The organism is Micromonospora sp. C41 (assembly GCF_018070485.1).
GTDB lineage: Bacteria > Actinomycetota > Actinomycetes > Mycobacteriales > Micromonosporaceae > Micromonospora > Micromonospora chalcea.
On sequence record NZ_JAGPXP010000007.1, the window covers coordinates 96,695 to 115,352 of the forward strand.

Here is an 18,658-nt window from a genome sequence, read left to right on the forward strand (position 1 = left end):
ACGAGTACGGCGGCAAAGGTCTGAAAAGCTGATACTGTCACGCTCATGAGACAACTTACGGTGTGTCACGTGCTTGAGACGACGAGTGCTCACATGCGTCACTCCGCGGGTGCCGAGGGGGTCTCGTGACCGAGCTCGCGACCCGTGCCCAGGCCTTCGGGCTGATCGCGGACGGCGTGTCCGCCGGGCTGAGCGCCCCCTGGCGTCTCTATCTCGCCCGCGGGTGCCGGTATCTCTCACTCAGCGTCGGCGACCGGGGGGAGTGGGACGCCTGGCGTACCCACCTCGGCTGCCCCGAGCTGAGCGTGCGGGTCTACGACTCCGGCGGCGAGATCCGCCGGGCGTCGGTGGCCGAGGTGATCCTCGACGGCTGCCGGATCAGCGTCGAGCTGGTCGAGGAGGTCAGCACCGACGACCTGGAACGCCTGCTGGTGGTCGACCCACTCCCCGGGACGGACGAGCGATGACCCCTTTTCTCGCCGTGGTGCTCGTCCTGGTGCTCGGCTCCACCTGCTACGCGGCCGGTCGCCTGCACGGGCAGCTGAGCTACCGCATCGGCTACCGGTTCGGCTACCGGCAGGGCTACTTCGACGGTGACCGGGGCGCCTGGAACCGCCGCCGTCGAGATGCCCAGGCCGCGATCGCCTCGGCGCTGTCCGCCCCCGGCGCGACAGTGGTGACGTCGGCCGGGCGCTCGGCCGTGCCGTTCGCCGGCACCGCCGTACCGGCCGCTGTCGCCGTGCGGTCCGGCTCCGCCCCGGCCGTCCGGGTCACCGCCACCGCCCAGCTCGGCGCGGTGGGGCGGGCGGGCACCACGTACACCGGATCGTCGTTCGGCGCGGCCGGCGCCGGGCCGAGGGCCGGCACGCTGGCGCGGCGGCCGGGCTGAGGCCCGCACCGCGACGCGGTGCCGCCCGTGGGCGACCGGCCGGGATGCGCGCAGGGGGCATGCATCCCGGCCGGTTCCGGTCCGCCCGTCACCCGAACAGGTGTACGTCCGGCGACTGGCACGCGATGATCCACGCGCACCTCTAGCCCCGCGGCCCCGCGGCGATTAGCGTCTAGGCATGGCGCGGGGTTTTCCCGGGCCAGCCGGACAGCCCGGACCTGCGTCCTCGCACACGGGGCCCGCATCCGACCCCGTGTCCCCCGGGCACCGGAAGAGGCGGAACTCGGGTGGCCGGGTGCCCATCCGCGGAGCAGGCCTGTGACCACTCGCCGTACCCCCGCCGGAGCCGAGCAGCAGACCCCGGCCTCGACCGCCCAGACCCGCCGGACCACCCGCAGCCGCCGCAGCGCCGCTGTCGAGACCGAGGAGCCCCGACCAGCCGGCCCGGCCTTCGTCCTGGACACCTCGGTCCTCCTCTCCGACCCGGCGGCGTTCCACCGCTTCGCCGAGCACGAGGTGGTGCTGCCGCTGGTGGTCATCTCCGAACTGGAGGGCAAGCGGCACCACCCCGAGCTGGGCTGGTTCGCCCGTCAGTCGCTGCGCATGCTCGACGAGCTGCGGGTACGGCACGGCCGGCTGGACCGGCCGGTGCCCGCCAACGAGCAGGGCGGCACGCTGCGGGTGGAGCTGAACCACACCGACGACGGGGTGCTGCCGCCCGGCTTCCGCAACGAGTCGAACGACGCGCGCATCCTGTCCGTGGCGCTCAACCTGGCCGCCGAGGGGCGTGAGGTCACGCTCGTCAGCAAGGACATGCCGCTGCGGGTGAAGGCGGCCTCGGTCGGCCTGCGCGCCGACGAGTACCGCCACGGCCAGGCCAGCGATCCGACCTGGACCGGCATGGCCGACCTGGACCTGTCCGAGGAGGAGATCGGCCGGCTGTACGCGGGCGAGACGCTCGACGTCGACGCCGCGGCGGGCCTGCCCTGCCACACCGGTCTGGTGCTGCACTCGGGGCGCGGCTCGGCGCTGGGCCGGGTGCTGCCGGACAAGACGGTCCGGCTGGTCCGGGGCGATCGGGAGGCGTTCGGCGTGCACGGCCGCTCGGCGGAGCAGCGGGTCGCGCTCGACCTGCTGCTGGACGAGTCGATCGGCATCGTCTCGCTCGGCGGCCGGGCCGGCACCGGCAAGTCCGCGCTGGCGCTCTGCGCCGGCCTGGAGGCGGTGATGGAGCGGCGCCGGCACAAGAAGGTGATCGTGTTCCGTCCGCTGTACGCGGTCGGCGGCCAGGAACTCGGCTACCTGCCCGGGTCGGAGTCGGAGAAGATGTCGCCGTGGGCGCAGGCCGTCTTCGACACGCTCGGCTCGGTGGTGCACGAGAACGTGCTGGAGGAGGTCACCTCGCGCGGGCTGCTGGAGGTGCTGCCGCTGACCCACATCCGCGGCCGGAGCCTGCACGACGCGTTCGTCATCGTCGACGAGGCGCAGTCGCTGGAGCGGGGCGTCCTGCTCACCGTGCTGTCCCGGATCGGTCAGGGTTCGCGGGTGGTGCTCACCCACGACGTGGCGCAGCGGGACAATCTGCGGGTCGGCCGGCACGACGGGGTGACGGCGGTGATCGAGGCGCTGAAGGGGCATCCCCTCTTCGCGCACGTCACGCTCAGCCGATCGGAGCGTTCTCCGATCGCCGCTATGGTCACCGATCTACTGGAGGACATCCCCGGCTGACCGCCGCTTTCGCCCCACTTTATCCTGATTTTCAGGGTGACGCAGATCACTTTTAGGCCCGGCCATTTCCCACCGGCCTCACTGTGCGCAATGGTGTCCATCGAGCGTCACCGACCACTCGGGAGCCATGTACGCCCCGCAGTCACACCGGTACCGGAGCGCTCGCGGCACCTCGGCGCGGCCCGGTAGGCCACGCGTGCCGCGTCCCTGCCCCCGACGAAGGGAAACTTCGTGAGTCGGCTGTGGAGCCGGTTCGGCGCCCGCACCGCCGCTGTGGCACTGCTCTCCGTGGGCGTGGCCGGCGGCTTCTATCTGGGCGAGGATCGCCAGACCCAGCAGCAGGGCCTGACCGCGCAGGTCGGCCTGGAGGTCGACCAGGCGGAGTACGCGTACCAGCGCGAACGGCTGTCCGACCACCGCGTGGACTCGTCCCGGCAGCGTGCCGCCGAGTACCAGGCGAAGCTGCGTGCCGCCGCGGCGGCGAAGGAGGCCGCCGAGCGGGCCAAGAAGGCCGAGGCGGCCGCCGCCACCCGCAAGAAGGAACGGGAGGCGGCGGAGAGCGAGACGAAGATCAAGCCGTACGACGGCCCGATCCCGTCCTCGTGCGCGGAGTACAGCGGCAACCGGAAGATCGGTTGCGCCGTCATGCTCGACAAGGGCTTCGGCATCGACCAGTTCCCGTGTCTGGACAAGCTCTGGACCAAGGAGAGCGGCTGGAACCCGAAGGCGTCCAACAGCTCCTCCGGGGCCTACGGCATCCCGCAGGCCGTGCCGGGCAGCAAGATGGCCTCGGTCGCGGACGACTGGAAGACGAACCCGGCGACCCAGATCACGTGGGGTCTCGGCTACATCAAGGGCCGGTACGACACCCCGTGCGGCGCCTGGCAGAAGTCGCAGAGTTCAGGCTGGTACTGACGTCGTGACGACGGCGGGACACCCGGGCGGAACCGGGTGCCCCGCCGTCGTCGTACCCGGCCCCGACTGGCGGCCCGCCACTTTTACTGATAGCTCTTGGTAGGTGACCTGGCCTGACAGCCCACGCGGCGGCGACCCTCACCGGTTCGGCACCGATGCGTTCTACGCGGCGCTCGGCCGGGCCTTCGTCGCCATGTGCGCGGTCGTGCCGGTGCTGTTCCTCATCGAGGCGCTCGACGTCGGCCTGCGACTCGGCCTCGACTACACCGCCGGCATCATCCCGCAGCGGATCCAGGGCCTGGACGGTGTCTTCTTCTCACCGTTCCTGCACGCCGGCTGGAACCACCTCTACAGCAACAGCATCCCGCTGATCCTGCTGGGCACGTTCGTGCTCGCCGCGGGCACCCGCCGGTTCCTCTGGTCCACCGCCGTCATCATCCTGGTCAGCGGCCTGGGCGTCTGGTTCACCGGCTCACCCAACTCGGTGGTGGTCGGCGCCAGCGGCGTCATCTTCGGCTACCTCGGCATCCTGCTCACCCGGGGCGTCGTCGAGCGGAGCTGGTGGAACTTCGCCGTCGGCCTGCTCGTCGGGTTGCTCTACGGCTGGCAGCTGCTCGGCATCCTCCCCACCGACGAGCGCGTCTCCTGGCAGGGCCACCTGTTCGGGCTGCTCGGCGGCGTCGTGGCGGCGATCCTGTTCCGCCGCCGCAGGGACACCGGCGACGCCGACCACCTCGGCTCACCGAGGATGACGCTGCCCTGACGGCGCGTTGATCAGACCCCGGGACATGCTTGCCCGCGGCCACCCGCCCGCCTACCGTTTCGGCATCAGCGAGGGTTGATCCCGAAGCGGAAAGTGACGGTGAGCCATGCGCGAGGTCGATGTCGCCGTGATCGGGGCCGGTCCCGCAGGGCTCTTCGCCGCCTACTACGCCGGATTCCGCGGGCTCTCCGTGTCGGTCATCGACGCGCTGCCCGAGCCGGGCGGTCAGATCACCGCCATGTACCCGGAGAAGCTGATCCTCGACGTCGCCGGCTTCCCCGCGATCAAGGGCCGCGAGCTGGTCGCGAACCTGGTCGCCCAGGCCGCGCCGTTCCACCCCGACTACCAGCTCGGCGTACGCGCGGAAAAGCTGTCCTACCTCGACGGCCGGCCGGTGCTCGGCCTGGCCGGCGGCGAGCAGCTGAGCTGCGGCGCGGTGCTGGTCACCGGCGGGCTCGGCAGCTTCACGCCCCGGCCGCTGCCGGTCGCGGAGAGCTTCACCGGCGGCGGCATCGTCTACTTCGTGCCGCAGCCGGCCGAGCTGACCGACCGGCACGTGCTCATCGTCGGTGGCGGCGACTCGGCGTTCGACTGGGCCGCCACGCTCGCGCCGCTGGCCCGGTCGGTGACGCTCGTGCACCGGCGGGACCGCTTCCGGGCGCACGCCGCCACCATCGAGCGGGTCCGCGCGCTGCCGGTGCGGATCGTCGTCAACGCCGAGGTGAGCCGCCTGTACGGCGAGGAGACGGTCACCGGCGCCGAGCTGACCGTACGCGGCGGCGAGGCGGAGACGCTGCCGGTCGACACGGTGGTGGCCGCGCTCGGCTTCACCGCCGACCTCGGCCCGCTCGCCGAGTGGGGGCTGAACATCGACCGGCGGCACATCGTGGTGGACAGCGCGATGGCCACCAACCTGCCCCGGGTGTTCGCCGCCGGCGACATCACCGAATATCCGGGCAAGGTCCGCCTGATCGCCACCGGCTTCGGCGAGGCGGCCACGGCTGTGAACAACGCGGCTGTCGTCATCGACCCGACCGCGCACCTGTTCCCCGGTCACTCCTCCGACGGCACCTGACGCCGCATCCTCACCGTTCCGTGGCCGGAGCGCGACTGTCCGCGCCCACGATGGACGGATGCGCCCCTCCGAGTCGACAGCACCCGACGGTGCCCGGATTTCGCTCGCCTGGCTGGGTCATCCGGGAACCGTGCTCTCGTTGATCGTGCTGGTGCTCAACGACCATGTGTTCAAGGCGGCCTTTCCGGGCCTGGTGACCGGCAAGCTGAGCGACGTCGCCGGGCTGGTGCTCGCGCCGCCGCTGGTGGCGGTGCTGGTGACGCTGGCCGTGCCCGGGCTCCGGCCCCGGGCCGTCGCCGGTTTCGCGCTGGGTTCGGTCGGTGCCGGCTTCGCGCTGGTCAAGAGCAGTGGGTACGCCGCGACGGCCGCCTCCGGCCTGTGGAGCGTGGTGAGCGGGCCGTCGCTGATCCGGGCCGACCGGACCGACCTGCTCACCCTGCCGGCGCTCGCGGTGGCCGCGTGGACGTGGAAGGCGGCACGGCGGGACCCGGTGGGGCACCGGGCCGCCCGGCTGGTCCGGCTGGTCGTGCTGCTGCCGGCGGCGCTCGTCGCGGTGGCGGCCACGAGCCCGATCGAGCGCCCCGACGCGGTCGCCACCAAGGTGGTCGACGGTCGGCTGGCCGCCGGCGCCGCCACCGGCCCGATGTCGGCGGAGGAGGGCATCCCCACCTGGTGGCGGATCAGCGACGACGCCGGCGTCACGTGGCGCGACCCGGTGGACGCCGAGCAGGAGGCCCTGTGGAAGCGCGTGCCGACCAGGATCGGACCGGACCACCCGGTGTGCGTTGCCGCCACGCCCCAGCGTTGCTACCGGGTGGCGTCGGGCCGGATCCGCGTGGAGGAGAGCGACGACGCCGGACGGACCTGGCGACTGTCCTGGGAGATCCCCGAGAAGCAGCGGGAGTTGTTGAAGGCCCGCTACGAGGAGGCCGGGCCGGACGGGAAACGGATCACCGGTCAGGACCTCGCCGTACTCGACGTCCCCGGTGGCGGACACGTGGTGCTGGTGGCGAACGCCCGGGACGGTTTCGCGTTGCGTGACGTCGCCGGCAGGTGGCAGCGGATCGGTTTCCCGGGTGGCCGGTGGGAAGGGGAGCCACCGCCGCTGGGCATGATCTCGCCGGGGGACCGGTACGACGACACGGTCCGTGCGCTGCTGCTGGTGCCGGCGTTGGTCGTGCTGGTGCTTCTGGTCGCCCGGACACGGGCCGGACGGGCGTCCGGTCACGGCTCGTCGCTGCCTGTCCTCCAGGGCGCGCTCCAGGTCCTGATCGCGATGCTGCTGTTCGCGGTCTGGACGAGCGAGAACACCACGCTGGTCAGACTGGCTCCGCTGGTCGTCGTGCCGCTGTTGCTGGGCGCCGCGGTGCTCACCCTCGTCTCGCGCGATCTGCGGGCGGCGCCCGGCCGGTGGGTCGCCGAGGTGCTGGCCGCCGCGGGCCTCACCGCGGCGCTGGCCGGGGCGGCGATGGTGGGATGGCTGCACGGCCGACCGGTGTACGCCGGGACAGCCGTCGTGCTCGCCGTGCTCGGCACGGTGCCAGGGCTGCTGCTCGGCTGGCGGGCGGCCCGGCTGATCGGGCCGTGGCGACCGCCGTACGAGCCGCCGTACCCGCCGGCGGTCCCGGTGGACGGCTCGCGGCCCGGCTGACCCGGCGTCAGGGCAGGCCGATGAGGTCCGCCATCAGGCCGATCTGGTGGTCGAAGTACTCGTCGCGGTGCGGCAGCGCCCGGTTGATCCGGCCGAACAGCTCGAAGCTGATCAGCCCGAACAGCTGGGTCCAGCCGGCCATGCCGCGGGCCAGCAGCGCGGGCGGCACGTCCATGCCGATCTGCTCGACCAGTTCGGCCACGTCGCCGCGCAGCGGCTCGGGCAGTTCCTGGTCGGGCGGGGCGAGCCGGCCGGTGGCCAGCCCGTCGCGCAGGATGCCGATCAGCGTCAGCGGTGGACGCTGGGCCGGCACGATGGTCTCGTCGGGGGCTGCGTACCCGGGCACCGGGCTGCCGTAGAGCAGCGCGTACTCGGCGGGGTGGGCCAGCGCCCAGGCGCGGGCGGCCCGGCAGGCGGCGAGCCAGCGTCCGCGCAGGTCGGCCTGGTCGGCGGCGGCGTCGGCCGCCTCCACCGCGTCGCCGAGCGCGTCGTACGCCTCCAGGATCAGCGCGGTGAGCAGGTCGTCCCGGCTGGGGAAGTAGCGGTAGATCGCCGAGGAGACCATGCCGAGGTCCCGGGCGACCGCGCGCAGCGAGAGGTTCGCGCCGTCGGTGTCCAGGTGGCGGCGGGCCACCGTCTTGATCTCTTCGATCATTCCGGCGCGGACCCGGGCGCGCAGTGAGGGAGCGACCATGCCCTCACTCTGCCACGGATGAGAGCAGCAATCAAAAGAGAGAGCACTGCTCTTGACGTCGACCTGCATTTGAGTCATGCTCTGTTTCGAGAGCGGTGCTCTCGCTTCGGACAACTGCTTCAGAAAAGGTGGATCTGTCATGGCCCTGCATGTGATCGTCGGCGCCGGCCCCGTCGGCACCGCCACCGCCGACCTGCTCGCCGAGCGCGGCGAGCAGGTGCGGGTGGTCACCCGGCGCGGCACCGGCCCGGAGCACCGGGCGGTCGAACTGGTGGCCGCCGACGCCGCCGACGCGGACCGGCTCACCGAGCTGACCAAGGGCGCGGCCGCGCTCTACAACTGCGCCAACCCGGCCTACCACAGGTGGGCGACGGACTGGCCGCCGCTGGCCGCCGCGCTGCTCACCGCCGCGGAGCGCAGCGACGCCGTGCTCGCCACGGTCGGCAACCTCTACGGGTACGGCCCGGTCGACGCCCCGATGACCGAGGCGACCCCGCTCGCCGCCACCGGCGTCAAGGGCCGGGTCCGCAACCGGATGTGGGCCGACGCGCTGGACGCCCACCGCGCCGGCCGGGCCCGGGTCACCGAGGTCCGCGGCTCCGACTACATCGGGCTCGGCGGCAGCTCGCTGCCCATGATGGTGCTGCCCAAGGTGCTCGCCGGGCAGCGGGTGTTCCTGCCTGTCGACTGGGACGCCCCGCACACCTGGACGTACGTGCCGGACGTCGCCCGTACCCTCGTCACGGCCGCGACCGACCCGCGCGCCTGGGGACGGGCCTGGCACGTGCCGAGCCCGCCGCCGGTGCCCATGCGGCGTCTGGCCGAGCGGGCGGCGCAGCGGGCGGGCGTCGCGGCGCCACGGCTGGCCCGGATGCCCTACCCGGTGCTCTGGCTGGGCGGCCTGGCCGACCCGTTCGCCCGCGAGATGCGGGAGACCGCGCACCAGTTCGCCGCGCCGTTCGTGATGGACTCCAGCGCCGCCACCAGCACGTTCGGGATCGAGGCGACGCCGCTGGACCGCGTCGTCGACGAGATGGTCTCCGGCCTGCGCGCCCCGGCCCCCGCCGCCCGTTAGGGGCGGGGGCGGGACGCCGCCGGGCTCACTCCTGCTCGGCCAGCGGGCGGCCGTCGAAGTCGACGGCCGAGTAGAGGGCGAGCTTCTCCAGGCGGTGGTACGAGTCGATCACCCGGATCGTGCCGCTCTTCGAGCGCATCACGATCGACTGGGTGTACGCGCCACCGGAGCGGTAACGCACTCCGCGCAGCAGGTCGCCGGAGGTGACGCCGGTGGCCACGAAGAAGCAGTTGTCGCCGGTGACCAGGTCGTCGGTGAACAGCACCCGGTCCAGGTCGTGCCCGGCGTCCAGCGCCTTGCGGCGTTCCTCGGCGTCCTTCGGCCAGAGCTTGGCCTGCATCATGCCGCCCATGCACTTCAGCGCGCACGCGGCGGTGATGCCCTCCGGGGTGCCGCCGATGCCCATCAGCACGTCCACGTCCGACTCGCCGCGGGCCGCCGCGATGGCCCCGGCGATGTCGCCGTCGGAGATGAACCGGATCCCGGCCCCGGTACGCCGGATCTGCTTGACCAGGTCGTCGTGGCGCGACCGGTCCAGCACGCACACGGTCACCTCGGCGGCGTCGGTGCCCTTGACCTTCGCGATCCGGTGGATGTTCTCGGCCACCCCGGCGTTGATGTCGACCACGTCGGCGTACATCGGGCCGACGGCGAGCTTCTCCATGTAGAAGACGGCGCTCGGGTCGAACATCGCGCCGCGCTCGGCCACCGCGAGCACTGCCAGCGCGTTCGGCATGCCCTTGCTCATCAGCGTGGTGCCGTCGATCGGGTCGACCGCCACGTCCACCTCGGGGCCGGTCCCGTCGCCGACCTCCTCGCCGTTGAACAGCATCGGCGCGTTGTCCTTCTCGCCCTCGCCGATCACCACGACGCCGCGCATCGGGATGGAGTTGATCAGCTTGCGCATGGCGTCGACCGCTGCGCCGTCGCCGCCCTCCTTGTCGCCCCGGCCGACCCAGCGGCCGGCGGCCATCGCCGCGGCCTCGGTCACCCGTACCAGATCGAGGGCGAGGTTGCGGTCGAGATCCTGGGGCGTCCGCGTCCTGGTGGTTGTCATGGCGGCCTCCTCGCGACGTTGCGGGGTGGGACCGGCGGTCGTCGCCGCCGGTTTTGTCGCTGATCCTCACACGATCTCAGGTTCGCGGTCCCGGCGGGGCGGAGGAGGCCAGGATCACGCCTCCCGGCGGGCTGCGACAATGGCCGGGTGGAAGCCGCACAGCCTGCCGACCGCGCACCGACCGACGCCACCCCGCCGGACGGCCAGCCACCGGTCCGACCGGGTGGCGGCCCGACCCCGCCCGAGGGCCAGCCCGCGCTCGTCGCGGAGCAGGGCGAACCGGCCGCCGCGGGGGACACGCCCGCGCCGCCCGCCGGCAAGGAGAAGGCCCGCTCCGAGCGGTCGCCGAAGGACATGGCGCTGTCCCTGCTGATCCTGCTGGTCCCGATCGCGCTGCTGCTCGCCTTCTACCGCGGCTTCCTCGGCGGCGACTCGCCGGTCACCGTCGACCCGGCGCCCGCGCTGGAACAGGCCCGCTCCGCGAACGTCTTCCCGGTCAGCGCGCCGACCGGTCTGGGCGACGACTGGCGTACGGTGAACGCCCGCTTCCGGACCGAGGCCGACGGGTCGACGCTGCGGATCGGGTACGTGACCCCGGAGGGCCGCGGCGCGCAACTCGTGGAGAGCAACGTCCCGGCGGAGAAGCTCCTCCCGGCCGAGCTGAGTGAGGGCCGGCCGCAGGGGGCGGCCGACCTGCCCGGCGGGCTGAGCTGGCAGCGCTACACCGCCCGCGGCAACGAGCAGGCGCTCGTCCTGCTGGAGCCGAACCGCACCGTGATCGTGGTCGGCGACGCCGGGGAGACGGAGCTGCGCAAGCTCGCCACGTCACTGCGCTGACGTCCTCCCTCCGGGTGAGGCGGGATTGCGGATCCCCGCTTCCGGGAACAGAAGGGACATCGAGCCCGGACGACCCACCTGGAGAGGTTGACGTGAAGATACGACGCTTCAGCGCCACCGCGTTCGCCGCGGCGCTGCTCATTCCCGGCCTGGCGGCCTGCAACGGCGACGCGACGACCTCCGGCGCCTCCTCGACCCCGAGCGCCTCCGGCAGCGTCGCACCGAGCGCCACGGCGTCCAGCAGCGCGGCCAAGCAGGCCCTGCTCGACTCCACGAACGCGATCCGTGAAGGGAACTTCAAGTTCACCATGACCGGCGCGGGCTCCACCGCCGAAGGGCAGGTGCACGAGCCGAGCCAGAGCGCCGACATGCGGATGACCATCGGCGACCCGTCGTCGGACCTGATGATGAAGCTGGACCTGATCCACGCCAAGCCGGACAGCTGGGTCAAGCTGGAGCTGGGCGGCACGGCGGCGACCCAGATCCCCGGCGTGAAGAACCTCAACACCGGCAAGTACCACCACCTCGACCAGAACCGGATCAAGGGCAACCGGGCGCTGGGCTTCGACTTCGAGAAGCTCGACCCGGCCGGCAGCGCCGTGCTCACCCAGGGCATCACCGAGGTACGGCAGACCGGCGAGGGCACGTACGAGGGCACCGTCGACGTGTCCAAGGCCGCCGAGGCGGGCTCGCTCGACCCGGCCGTGATCACCGCGCTCGGCGCGCAGGCCCAGTCCGTGCCGTTCACCGCCAAGGTCGACACGCAGGGCCGGCTCAGCGAGATGGTGCTCAAGATCCCGGCGGCCGGGCAGAACGCCGCACAGGACCTGAAGATCACCTACACCGACTACGGCAACGCGGCGGCGGCCCAGAAGCCCCCGGCCGACCAGGTCGTCGAGGCTCCTGCCGAGCTGTACAACCTGTTCAACTGACATCTGCGGTGGGGTTCGGCGATCACGCCGGACCCCACCGTCAGTCCTCGGCGCGCTGCCGCGCGGCGTCGATACGGGCGCGCGCGCCGTCCAGCCAGCGCTGGCACACCCCGGCGAGCTGCTCGCCGCGCTCCCAGAGGGCCAGCGACTCCTCCAGCGAGGTGCCGCCGGCCTCCAGCTTCTCCACCACCGAGGCCAGCTCGGCGCGGGCCTGCTCGTAGCTGAGCTGCTCGTCCTTCGTCCCGGTCATCGTCTCTCTTTCCTCAGCCGTCGACGGTGGCGGTCAGCTCGCCCTCGGCGAGGCGTACCCGCAGTGGATCGCCCTTGGCGACCTCGGACGCCGCGCGGACGACGTGGCCGTCGGCGCGCTGCACGATCGCGTAGCCGCGCTCCAGCGTCGCGGCCGGGGACAGCGCGCGCAGCCGGGCCAGCGTGTGCCGCAGGTCGTCGGTGGCCCCCCGCAGCCGGTGCTCCAGGGACCGGCCGGCGCGGTCACGCAGCGCCGACACGTCCACCGCCCGCTGCTCGACCATCACCTGCGGCCGGGCCAGCACCGGGCGGGAGCGCAGCAGGTCGATCCGGTGCTGCTCCCGGTCGACCAGGTGGCGAACGGCCCGTTCCAGCCGGGACCGGGCCTGGCCGATCAACCGGACCTCCTCGGTCAGGTCCGGCACGATGCGCTTGGCCGCGTCGGTCGGGGTGGAGGCGCGCACGTCGGCCACGTAGTCCAGCAGCGGCGCGTCGGTCTCGTGGCCGATCGCGCTGACCACCGGCGTGCGGCAGGCGAAGACCGCCCGGCACAGCGTCTCGTCGGAGAAGGGCAGCAGATCCTCGATGCCGCCACCGCCCCGGGCGATGACGATCACGTCGACCGCCGGATCGGCGTCGAGCACCTTGAGCGCGCCGACGATGTCCGGCACCGCGCCCGGCCCCTGCACCGCCACGTTGATCGTGCGGAAGTCGACGGCGGGCCAGCGGCGGCGGGCGTTCGTCAGCACGTCCCGCTCGGCCGCCGAGGCGCGGCCGGTGATCAGGCCGACCCGGCCCGGCAGGAACGGCAGCCGCCGCTTGCGGGACCGGTCGAACAGGCCCTCGGCGGCGAGCAGCTTCTTGAGCTTCTCCAGCCGGGCCAGCAGCTCACCGAGGCCGACCTGGCGGATCTCGTCGGCGCGCAGGCTGAGCGTGCCCCGCGCGGCGTAGAACTCGGGCTTGGCGTGCAGCACCACCCGGGCGCCCTCGCGCAGCTCCGGCGCGCCGGCGTCCAGCACGTCGCGGTTCGTGGTGACGGTGAGGCTCAGATCGGCCGACGGGTCGCGCAGCGTGAGGAAGACGGTGCTCGCGCCGGGACGGCGGCTGATCTGCGCCACCTGGCCGTCGACCCACACCCAGCCGAGGCGGGCGATCCAGGCGCCGACCTTCTGGCTGACCACCCGGACCGGCCACGGCTCCTCGGCCGTGCTCCGCCCGTCCGGCCTGCTCTGCCCGTCCGGCCTGCTCTGCCCGTCCTCTCCCGCGCTCACCCGCCCACCCTACGGCCCGGGACCGACAGCGCCCGCGCGCGCCTCGCGGCCGCTGCCGCACGGGAGAGCGCCACGTACGATGGGCGGGTGACTGACGCTGAGACGACTCCCCGGACCGGCAAGCGCGTGCTCCTGGCCAACCCCCGCGGCTACTGCGCGGGCGTGGACCGGGCGGTGCAGACCGTCGAGGAGGCGCTGAAGCTCTACGGCGCGCCGATCTACGTGCGTAAGCAGATCGTGCACAACAAGCACGTGGTGCGCACGCTGGAGGCCCAGGGCGCGATCTTCGTGGAGGAGAACGAGGAGGTGCCGGAGGGCGCCACCGTCATCTTCTCCGCCCACGGCGTCGCCCCCGAGGTGTACGAGCAGGCCAAGGAGCGCTCGCTGCGGGCGATCGACGCCACCTGCCCGCTGGTGACGAAGGTGCACCACGAGGCCCGGCGGTTCGCCGCGCAGGACTACGACATCCTGCTCATCGGCCACGAGGGGCACGAGGAGGTCATCGGCACCGCCGGTGAGGCGCCCGCCCACATCCAGCTCGTCGACGGCCCGGACGGCGTCGACAAGGTCACCGTGCGCGACCCGGAGAAGGTGGTCTGGCTGTCCCAGACCACGCTGTCGGTGGACGAGACGCTGGAGACCGTGGCCCGGCTCAAGAAGCGCCTGCCGCTGCTCCAGTCGCCGCCCAGCGACGACATCTGCTACGCCACCTCCAACCGCCAGCACGTGGTCAAGGAGATCGCCCCCGAGTGCGACGTGGTGATCGTGGTCGGCTCGCGCAACTCCTCGAACTCGGTCCGGTTGGTCGAGGTGGCGCTGGACGCCGGCGCCCGCGCCGGGCACCTGGTCGACTTCGCGCACGAGATCGACGACGCCTGGCTGGCCGGGGCGAGCACTGTGGGTGTGACCTCCGGCGCGAGCGTCCCGGACGAGCTGGTCCAGCAGGTGCTCGCGCACCTGGCCGAGCGCGGCTTCGGCGACGTCGAGGAGATCACCACCGCGGACGAGCGGCTGACGTTCTCGCTGCCGCAGGAACTCAAGCGCGACATGAAGGCCGCCGCCGCCGCCGCCGCGCGCGGCTGACGGGAACGCAACGGCCGTCCGCCGCGTCCAACCGACCATGAAGACTCCTCGTACGGTGCTCGTCGCACTGCTCGCCGGCCTCGCGCTGACCGCCTGCGCCGCACCCGGCGACGGGTCCGCCGATCCCAGCCCCAGCCCGAGTACGACGGGAGCCGCCCCGGTGACCAGCCAGCCCGATCCCGGCACCGGCCCGAGCCGGCCGGACCCCTCCTGGAAGGGCGGCCCGTCGACGCCGCCGGGCGTCGGCGGCACCGTCATCACCGGCACCGTGCAGGCCGGGGTCGAGCCGAACTGCCTGCTGCTCGACGGCCACCTGCTCGTCGGTGGCCCCCGCGACGTGCTCAAGGCCGGCGCCCGGGTCGAGGTCACCGGCCGTCCCGAACCGGGCATGATGACCACCTGCCAGCAGGGCACCCCGTTCGTGGTCGAGTCCGCCCGCCCCGCCTGACCTGGCTACTGAAGTCCCGGCCGGCAGGCCGACGAAGCGTCGAACCATCTGTTGTCAGACTGGGCGGCTCTGCGTCACCTGCCGGGCGTCGTCCAGCCCTGGACGTCTCCACAACGTCAGAACGGCAATCGTGAGAAGCGCAGCGCCGATCCATGCACCGAGCCGCAGAAAGACGAATCCAAATCCAAGCCAGACCGGGATCGGCTCCGCCGGCGCGCTGAGGGCCTGGCCAAGGGCCAGTGCGCTCACTGCCGCGGCCGGTAGCAACGCGACGCTGCCGGTGATGAAGAGCACCACGACCGGCTGGCTTTCAGCGGCCGGCCGACGCCGTATGTGATGTGCGATGCCGGCGATCATCCACCAGCCCGCAATCGCCCCCAACGCCGCACCGGCCAGGGCCGCGGGCGACGCCAGCGCGGGGGCGGTGCGAGTTACCGAGGCTTGAACGCCCACGCGATCAGCGTCGACGACGCCCTGTGAGCCCACCTCGATCCGCCAACCATCGCGATACGCCACGAAGGTCGGGCAGCATGTCTCGTCCAGGACGGGCCCGACGTCCCATCCCGCCCGCCGCAGCGGATCGCGGGCGTTGTTGACGGCAGAGACTGCGGCGGACCGGTCCGGCCAGGTGCTCAACCAGCTCACCGAGCCGGTACGGTAGCCGTCGGTCCCGAGTAGTAGATCTTTCCAACCTCGCTCGGCGTCCGCAGCGAAGACCGCCTCGAGCCGATGAGGCCCCTCGGAGTTTGCCGGCAGAGCCGGTTCGATCATCCTTTGCGCTTCCCCGTCGGTCGGCAGCGCAGGCGCAGTCTGCCAGGTCAAGAAAGACAGGAAGGAAGCCGCGGCGACGGCGCAGAGCAAGGCCGCCACGAATGCCGCCGAAAGCTCCCACCTTCCCCGAACAGCCAGCTTCTCACGGGCCGTGCCGATGAACGCCGCGACCACCCGTCGTGGCCGAGCTGATGGCGGTCGGGTCATGATTTCCCCTTAAGCGGTGGCGCTGACGCGGTCAGGGCGCTGCTCACCTTAACACCCTGAGCCCATTGGAATGCGGTTGAGAATTAATGGATGTGAAATGAATTGGTGTGGGCGCCAAGCGCCCGCACCAATTCATTTCACGCTTTGGTTCGCTTAGTAGATCCAGACGCCGTTGTAGATGCGGATCCAGCTTCCCTTACCGTAGAACCATCCACGGTAGAAGATGCGATGGGTGGTCGACCTGAAGCAGTCGGTGTCGCGCCAGCCGAAGTAGGAATTCGAGCTCTTTCCGCTGGGAAGGTTGCCGTACGGCCCGGTCACCGAGCATGAGGTGTGGCTCGACGAATCGCGGCTCAGGTTGAGTGTCTTTCCGCTCCGGTTGTGCACAACCCCACAGAACACGTTGCACGAAGTGCCGTTGGTGCAGTCCGGCGGCGGTGCGAGAGTCCTGAACGCGCCACCGCCCTCCTCGCAGGCCAGCGACGGGATGGCCAGCTTCGCCTCGGCCACGTCGAGGTCGAGCCCTGCGGCGTCGATCTCTTCCTGAGTCGTGCCGAGCTCGACGATGATGATGGTTTCTTCTGGTTCGTCAGCCCATGCTGCGCCGCTGTTCGGAAGAGTCAGGCCGCCAATTGAAATGGCCAGCGCGCCCAATGTCGCCAACAATGCGCGACGGATTCCCCGCATGTGCACCTCGTTCTCTGGAAGGGGTGTTGCGGACACCATGCATAGACATCGAAGTATCGGCAAGCGGCTAAGAGTGGCCGGGCTTAATTGCCTTAATGTCCGTTATGCCAAAAGGGGGCATCGTGCAATGCGGCAGTCTGGCAGAATGCGATTCTGTCTCGACTTGGGCGGGCAGGCGCAGCTGCCGCATGCGCTTCGGCGAGCCGCGCTGTGGCTCAGAATTCGTGGTGGCGAAGCTCGGGCGCCTGCGGCAGCCTCGGCGCCAGCTCGACCTGCGCCGGGGCGGCCAGCTCGTCGTCGGAGACGCCCAGCTCGGCCAGCTTCCGCGCGCTCACCAGCACCCGGGCCTCAAGCGAACCCACCGCCCGGTTGTACGCCGTCACCGCCCCGCCCAGCGAGCTGCCCAGCTTGCCGACGTGGTCGCCCAGCGTGGACAGCCGCCCGTACAGCTCGCGGGCCAGCGAGTGGACGGTCGCCGCGTTGCGCGCCAGCGCCTCCTGCCGCCACGAGTAGGCCACCGTGCGCAGCAGCGCCACCAGCGTGGCCGGAGTGGCCAGCACCACGTTGCGGGCGAACGCGTGCTCCAGCAGCGTCGGGTCGCGTTGCAGGGCCACGTCGAGGAACGGGTCGGCCGGCACGAACAGCACCACGAACTCGGGCGTCTGGTCGAACGCCGACCAGTAGGACTTGGCGGCCAGGCCGTCCACGTGCGCGCGCAGGTGCCGGGCGTGCGCGTCCAGGTGGGTGTCGCGCCCCCGTTCGTCGCGCGCCTCCATCGCGGTCAGGTACGCGTCGAACGGCGCCTTCGCGTCCACCACCACCGTCCGGCCGCCGTGCAGCCGGACCACCAGGTCGGGGCGTACCCCCTGGTGGTCGGTCGCGGCGGTGACCTGCTCGCTGAAGTCGCAGTGCTCCAGCATGCCGGCGGCCTCGACGATCCGGCGGAGCTGGTGCTCGCCCCAGCGGCCCCGCACCTGCGGCGCGCGCAGCGCGGCCACCAGCTGCTTGGTCTCGGTGCGCAGCTCGCCGGAGACCGCGCTCATGGACCGCACCTGCTCGCGCAGCTCGGCGTACGCGTCGACCCGGTCCCGCTCCAGCTCGGCCACCCGCTGCTCGTAGCGGCGCAGCGTGTCGTGCAGCGGCGCGACCGCGCGGGCCACCGCCTCCTGCGACTGCGCCGTGGCCTCGTAGCTCAGCGCCCGCATGGACTGCTCCAGCCGGCCCTCGCCCGCCTTGGTCGCGGCGAGCGTCGCCTCCAGGCGGGCGATGTCGGCCGCCGCGCGCGCCCGCGCGGCCAGCCAGCCCACCGCGCCGCCCGCGGCGAGGCAGAGCACCACCACGGCCAGCGTCGCAAAGCTCATGGCCAAGAGCTTGCCAAACGGGTACGACGTGCGCCCGGTGGGTACGTTCGAGTCATGGAGTTCGCGTTGTGGCTGTTCCTGATCCTGCTGCTCGGAGGTGCGTTCATGTTCTGGCGGAGGGGGAGCAGATCGCGTCGCTCGAACGAACTGGCCGACGCCCGCGCCGAGGCGCAGCGGTGGTACGAGCGGCTCGGCGGCCAGCTGATGAACCTGCACGGCGACGCCCCGGCGGTCCGGCAGGCGCTCGCCGACGCCGGTGAGCGCTACAACGCGGCCGGTTCGCAGCTGGAGCAGGCGAGCACGCCGCGCCAGTTCGGGCTGGCCCGGGAGACCGCGCTGGAAGGGCTGGCGTACATCCGGGCGGCGCGTACCGCGATGGGCATCGACCCGGGCCCGGAGCTGCCGCCGCTCGCCGCCGCCCAGGGCGCGGGCGCGCTCACCAAGGAGCGGCAGGTCGACGTGCAGGGGCAGACGTTCCGGGCCGGACCGCAGCCGGGCAACGCGACGCCCTACTACTACCCGGGTGGCCGGTTCCAGGGGCGGCCGGTGCCGGCCGGCTGGTACTCCACGCCGTGGTGGAAGACCGCGCTCGGCGCCGGCGTCGGTGTGGTCGGCGGTCTGCTGATCGCCGACGCGCTGTTCTCGCCCGCGTTCGCCGACCCCGGGTACGGCTACGACGCCGGCTACCAGGAGGGCTTCGGCGACGGCCAGGACTTCGGCGACCAGGGCGGAGACATGGGCGGCGGTGGTGACTACGCCGGTGGCGACTTCGGCGGCGGGGACTACGGCGGTGGCGACTTCGGTGGCTTCGGCGGCGGAGATTTCGGCGGTGACTTCGGCGGCGGCGACTTCTAGCCGGCACCGCCGCGCCGGGCGCGGTGCGCCGCGCGTCGGGCGCTGCTCGCGACGCGCCGCGCGCAGGCGTTAAGAAGGGCCCCCTCTTATGCACGAGGCGTTAAGAGGGG

The 18,658-nt window shown here is 72.2% G+C and carries 20 protein-coding genes; 13 read left to right on the forward strand and 7 right to left on the reverse strand.

What is annotated here, in order from left to right:
* The first annotated feature begins 125 nt into the window (after nt 1-125).
* From KBX43_RS10475 to KBX43_RS10505, 7 genes are all read left to right on the forward strand, one after another.
* A complete protein-coding gene (locus KBX43_RS10475; protein WP_064447658.1) occupies nt 126-467 on the forward strand; it encodes a hypothetical protein in 342 nt (113 codons plus the stop codon).
* Nucleotides 464-889: a hypothetical protein gene (locus KBX43_RS10480; RefSeq protein WP_064447659.1), complete on the forward strand. Its 426-nt coding sequence runs from the start codon at nt 464-466 to the stop codon at nt 887-889. Before KBX43_RS10475 ends, KBX43_RS10480 begins: the two co-directional genes overlap by 4 nt.
* A gap of 318 nt (nt 890-1,207) precedes the next feature.
* Complete coding sequence (locus KBX43_RS10485) at nt 1,208-2,617, forward strand: PhoH family protein (RefSeq protein ID WP_210884204.1); 1,410 nt, start codon at nt 1,208-1,210, stop codon at nt 2,615-2,617.
* 231 nt (nt 2,618-2,848) lie between these two features.
* Nucleotides 2,849-3,532, forward strand: a complete 684-nt coding sequence (locus tag KBX43_RS10490) for a transglycosylase SLT domain-containing protein (protein ID WP_043326625.1) — start codon at nt 2,849-2,851, stop codon at nt 3,530-3,532.
* A 103-nt stretch (nt 3,533-3,635) separates the two neighbouring features.
* Complete coding sequence (locus tag KBX43_RS10495) at nt 3,636-4,295, forward strand: rhomboid family intramembrane serine protease (protein WP_064447660.1); 660 nt, start codon at nt 3,636-3,638, stop codon at nt 4,293-4,295.
* A gap of 106 nt (nt 4,296-4,401) precedes the next feature.
* The gene (locus tag KBX43_RS10500) at nt 4,402-5,370 is read left to right on the forward strand and encodes an NAD(P)/FAD-dependent oxidoreductase (RefSeq protein ID WP_043326622.1); all 969 of its coding nucleotides are present in this window, start codon (nt 4,402-4,404) and stop codon (nt 5,368-5,370) included.
* Nucleotides 5,371-5,428: 58 nt separating this feature from the next.
* Nucleotides 5,429-7,021: a hypothetical protein gene (locus KBX43_RS10505; RefSeq protein ID WP_210884206.1), complete on the forward strand. Its 1,593-nt coding sequence runs from the start codon at nt 5,429-5,431 to the stop codon at nt 7,019-7,021.
* 7 nt (nt 7,022-7,028) lie between these two features.
* On the opposite strand, the gene KBX43_RS10510 is transcribed toward KBX43_RS10505, so the two are convergent.
* Nucleotides 7,029-7,715 (reverse strand): TetR/AcrR family transcriptional regulator, encoded by a 687-nt coding sequence (locus KBX43_RS10510; RefSeq protein WP_113972034.1) that lies wholly within the window; start codon nt 7,713-7,715, stop codon nt 7,029-7,031.
* Between the two features lie 139 nt (nt 7,716-7,854).
* On the opposite strand from KBX43_RS10510, the gene KBX43_RS10515 reads away from it, so the two are divergent.
* A complete protein-coding gene (locus tag KBX43_RS10515) occupies nt 7,855-8,790 on the forward strand; it encodes an NAD-dependent epimerase/dehydratase family protein (RefSeq protein WP_210884208.1) in 936 nt (311 codons plus the stop codon).
* A 25-nt stretch (nt 8,791-8,815) separates the two neighbouring features.
* Here KBX43_RS10515 and glpX read toward each other — a convergent pair whose 3' ends face one another.
* A complete protein-coding gene (gene glpX / locus KBX43_RS10520; RefSeq protein ID WP_043326614.1) occupies nt 8,816-9,847 on the reverse strand; it encodes a class II fructose-bisphosphatase in 1,032 nt (343 codons plus the stop codon).
* Nucleotides 9,848-9,994: 147 nt separating this feature from the next.
* On the opposite strand from glpX, the gene KBX43_RS10525 reads away from it, so the two are divergent.
* The gene (locus tag KBX43_RS10525) at nt 9,995-10,684 is read left to right on the forward strand and encodes a DUF4245 domain-containing protein (RefSeq protein WP_113972032.1); all 690 of its coding nucleotides are present in this window, start codon (nt 9,995-9,997) and stop codon (nt 10,682-10,684) included.
* Nucleotides 10,685-10,776: 92 nt separating this feature from the next.
* A complete protein-coding gene (locus KBX43_RS10530; RefSeq protein WP_064447664.1) occupies nt 10,777-11,616 on the forward strand; it encodes a hypothetical protein in 840 nt (279 codons plus the stop codon).
* Between the two features lie 40 nt (nt 11,617-11,656).
* Here KBX43_RS10530 and KBX43_RS10535 read toward each other — a convergent pair whose 3' ends face one another.
* Entirely contained in the window at nt 11,657-11,866 is a 210-nt protein-coding gene (locus tag KBX43_RS10535) for an exodeoxyribonuclease VII small subunit (RefSeq protein ID WP_064447665.1), read from the reverse strand.
* Between the two features lie 13 nt (nt 11,867-11,879).
* A complete protein-coding gene (gene xseA, locus KBX43_RS10540) occupies nt 11,880-13,136 on the reverse strand; it encodes an exodeoxyribonuclease VII large subunit (protein ID WP_113972031.1) in 1,257 nt (418 codons plus the stop codon).
* 87 nt (nt 13,137-13,223) lie between these two features.
* Here xseA and KBX43_RS10545 point away from each other — a divergent pair, with 87 nt between their 5' ends.
* Complete coding sequence (locus KBX43_RS10545) at nt 13,224-14,219, forward strand: 4-hydroxy-3-methylbut-2-enyl diphosphate reductase (protein WP_210884210.1); 996 nt, start codon at nt 13,224-13,226, stop codon at nt 14,217-14,219.
* 37 nt (nt 14,220-14,256) lie between these two features.
* A complete protein-coding gene (locus tag KBX43_RS10550; RefSeq protein WP_043326603.1) occupies nt 14,257-14,667 on the forward strand; it encodes a hypothetical protein in 411 nt (136 codons plus the stop codon).
* Nucleotides 14,668-14,721: 54 nt separating this feature from the next.
* Here KBX43_RS10550 and KBX43_RS10555 read toward each other — a convergent pair whose 3' ends face one another.
* The 3 genes from KBX43_RS10555 to KBX43_RS10565 all read right to left on the reverse strand — a co-directional run bounded on the left by KBX43_RS10555 (nt 14,722) and on the right by KBX43_RS10565 (nt 17,693).
* Entirely contained in the window at nt 14,722-15,645 is a 924-nt protein-coding gene (locus KBX43_RS10555) for a hypothetical protein (protein ID WP_157539127.1), read from the reverse strand.
* A gap of 153 nt (nt 15,646-15,798) precedes the next feature.
* Nucleotides 15,799-16,332, reverse strand: coding sequence for a hypothetical protein (locus KBX43_RS10560; protein WP_064447668.1), 534 nt, complete (start codon nt 16,330-16,332; stop codon nt 15,799-15,801).
* Between the two features lie 215 nt (nt 16,333-16,547).
* Nucleotides 16,548-17,693 (reverse strand): DNA recombination protein RmuC, encoded by a 1,146-nt coding sequence (locus tag KBX43_RS10565; protein WP_210884211.1) that lies wholly within the window; start codon nt 17,691-17,693, stop codon nt 16,548-16,550.
* Between the two features lie 54 nt (nt 17,694-17,747).
* Between KBX43_RS10565 and KBX43_RS10570 the strand changes: the two genes are divergently transcribed.
* Nucleotides 17,748-18,548 (forward strand): hypothetical protein, encoded by an 801-nt coding sequence (locus KBX43_RS10570; protein ID WP_043326597.1) that lies wholly within the window; start codon nt 17,748-17,750, stop codon nt 18,546-18,548.
* Nucleotides 18,549-18,658: the final 110 nt, after the last annotated feature.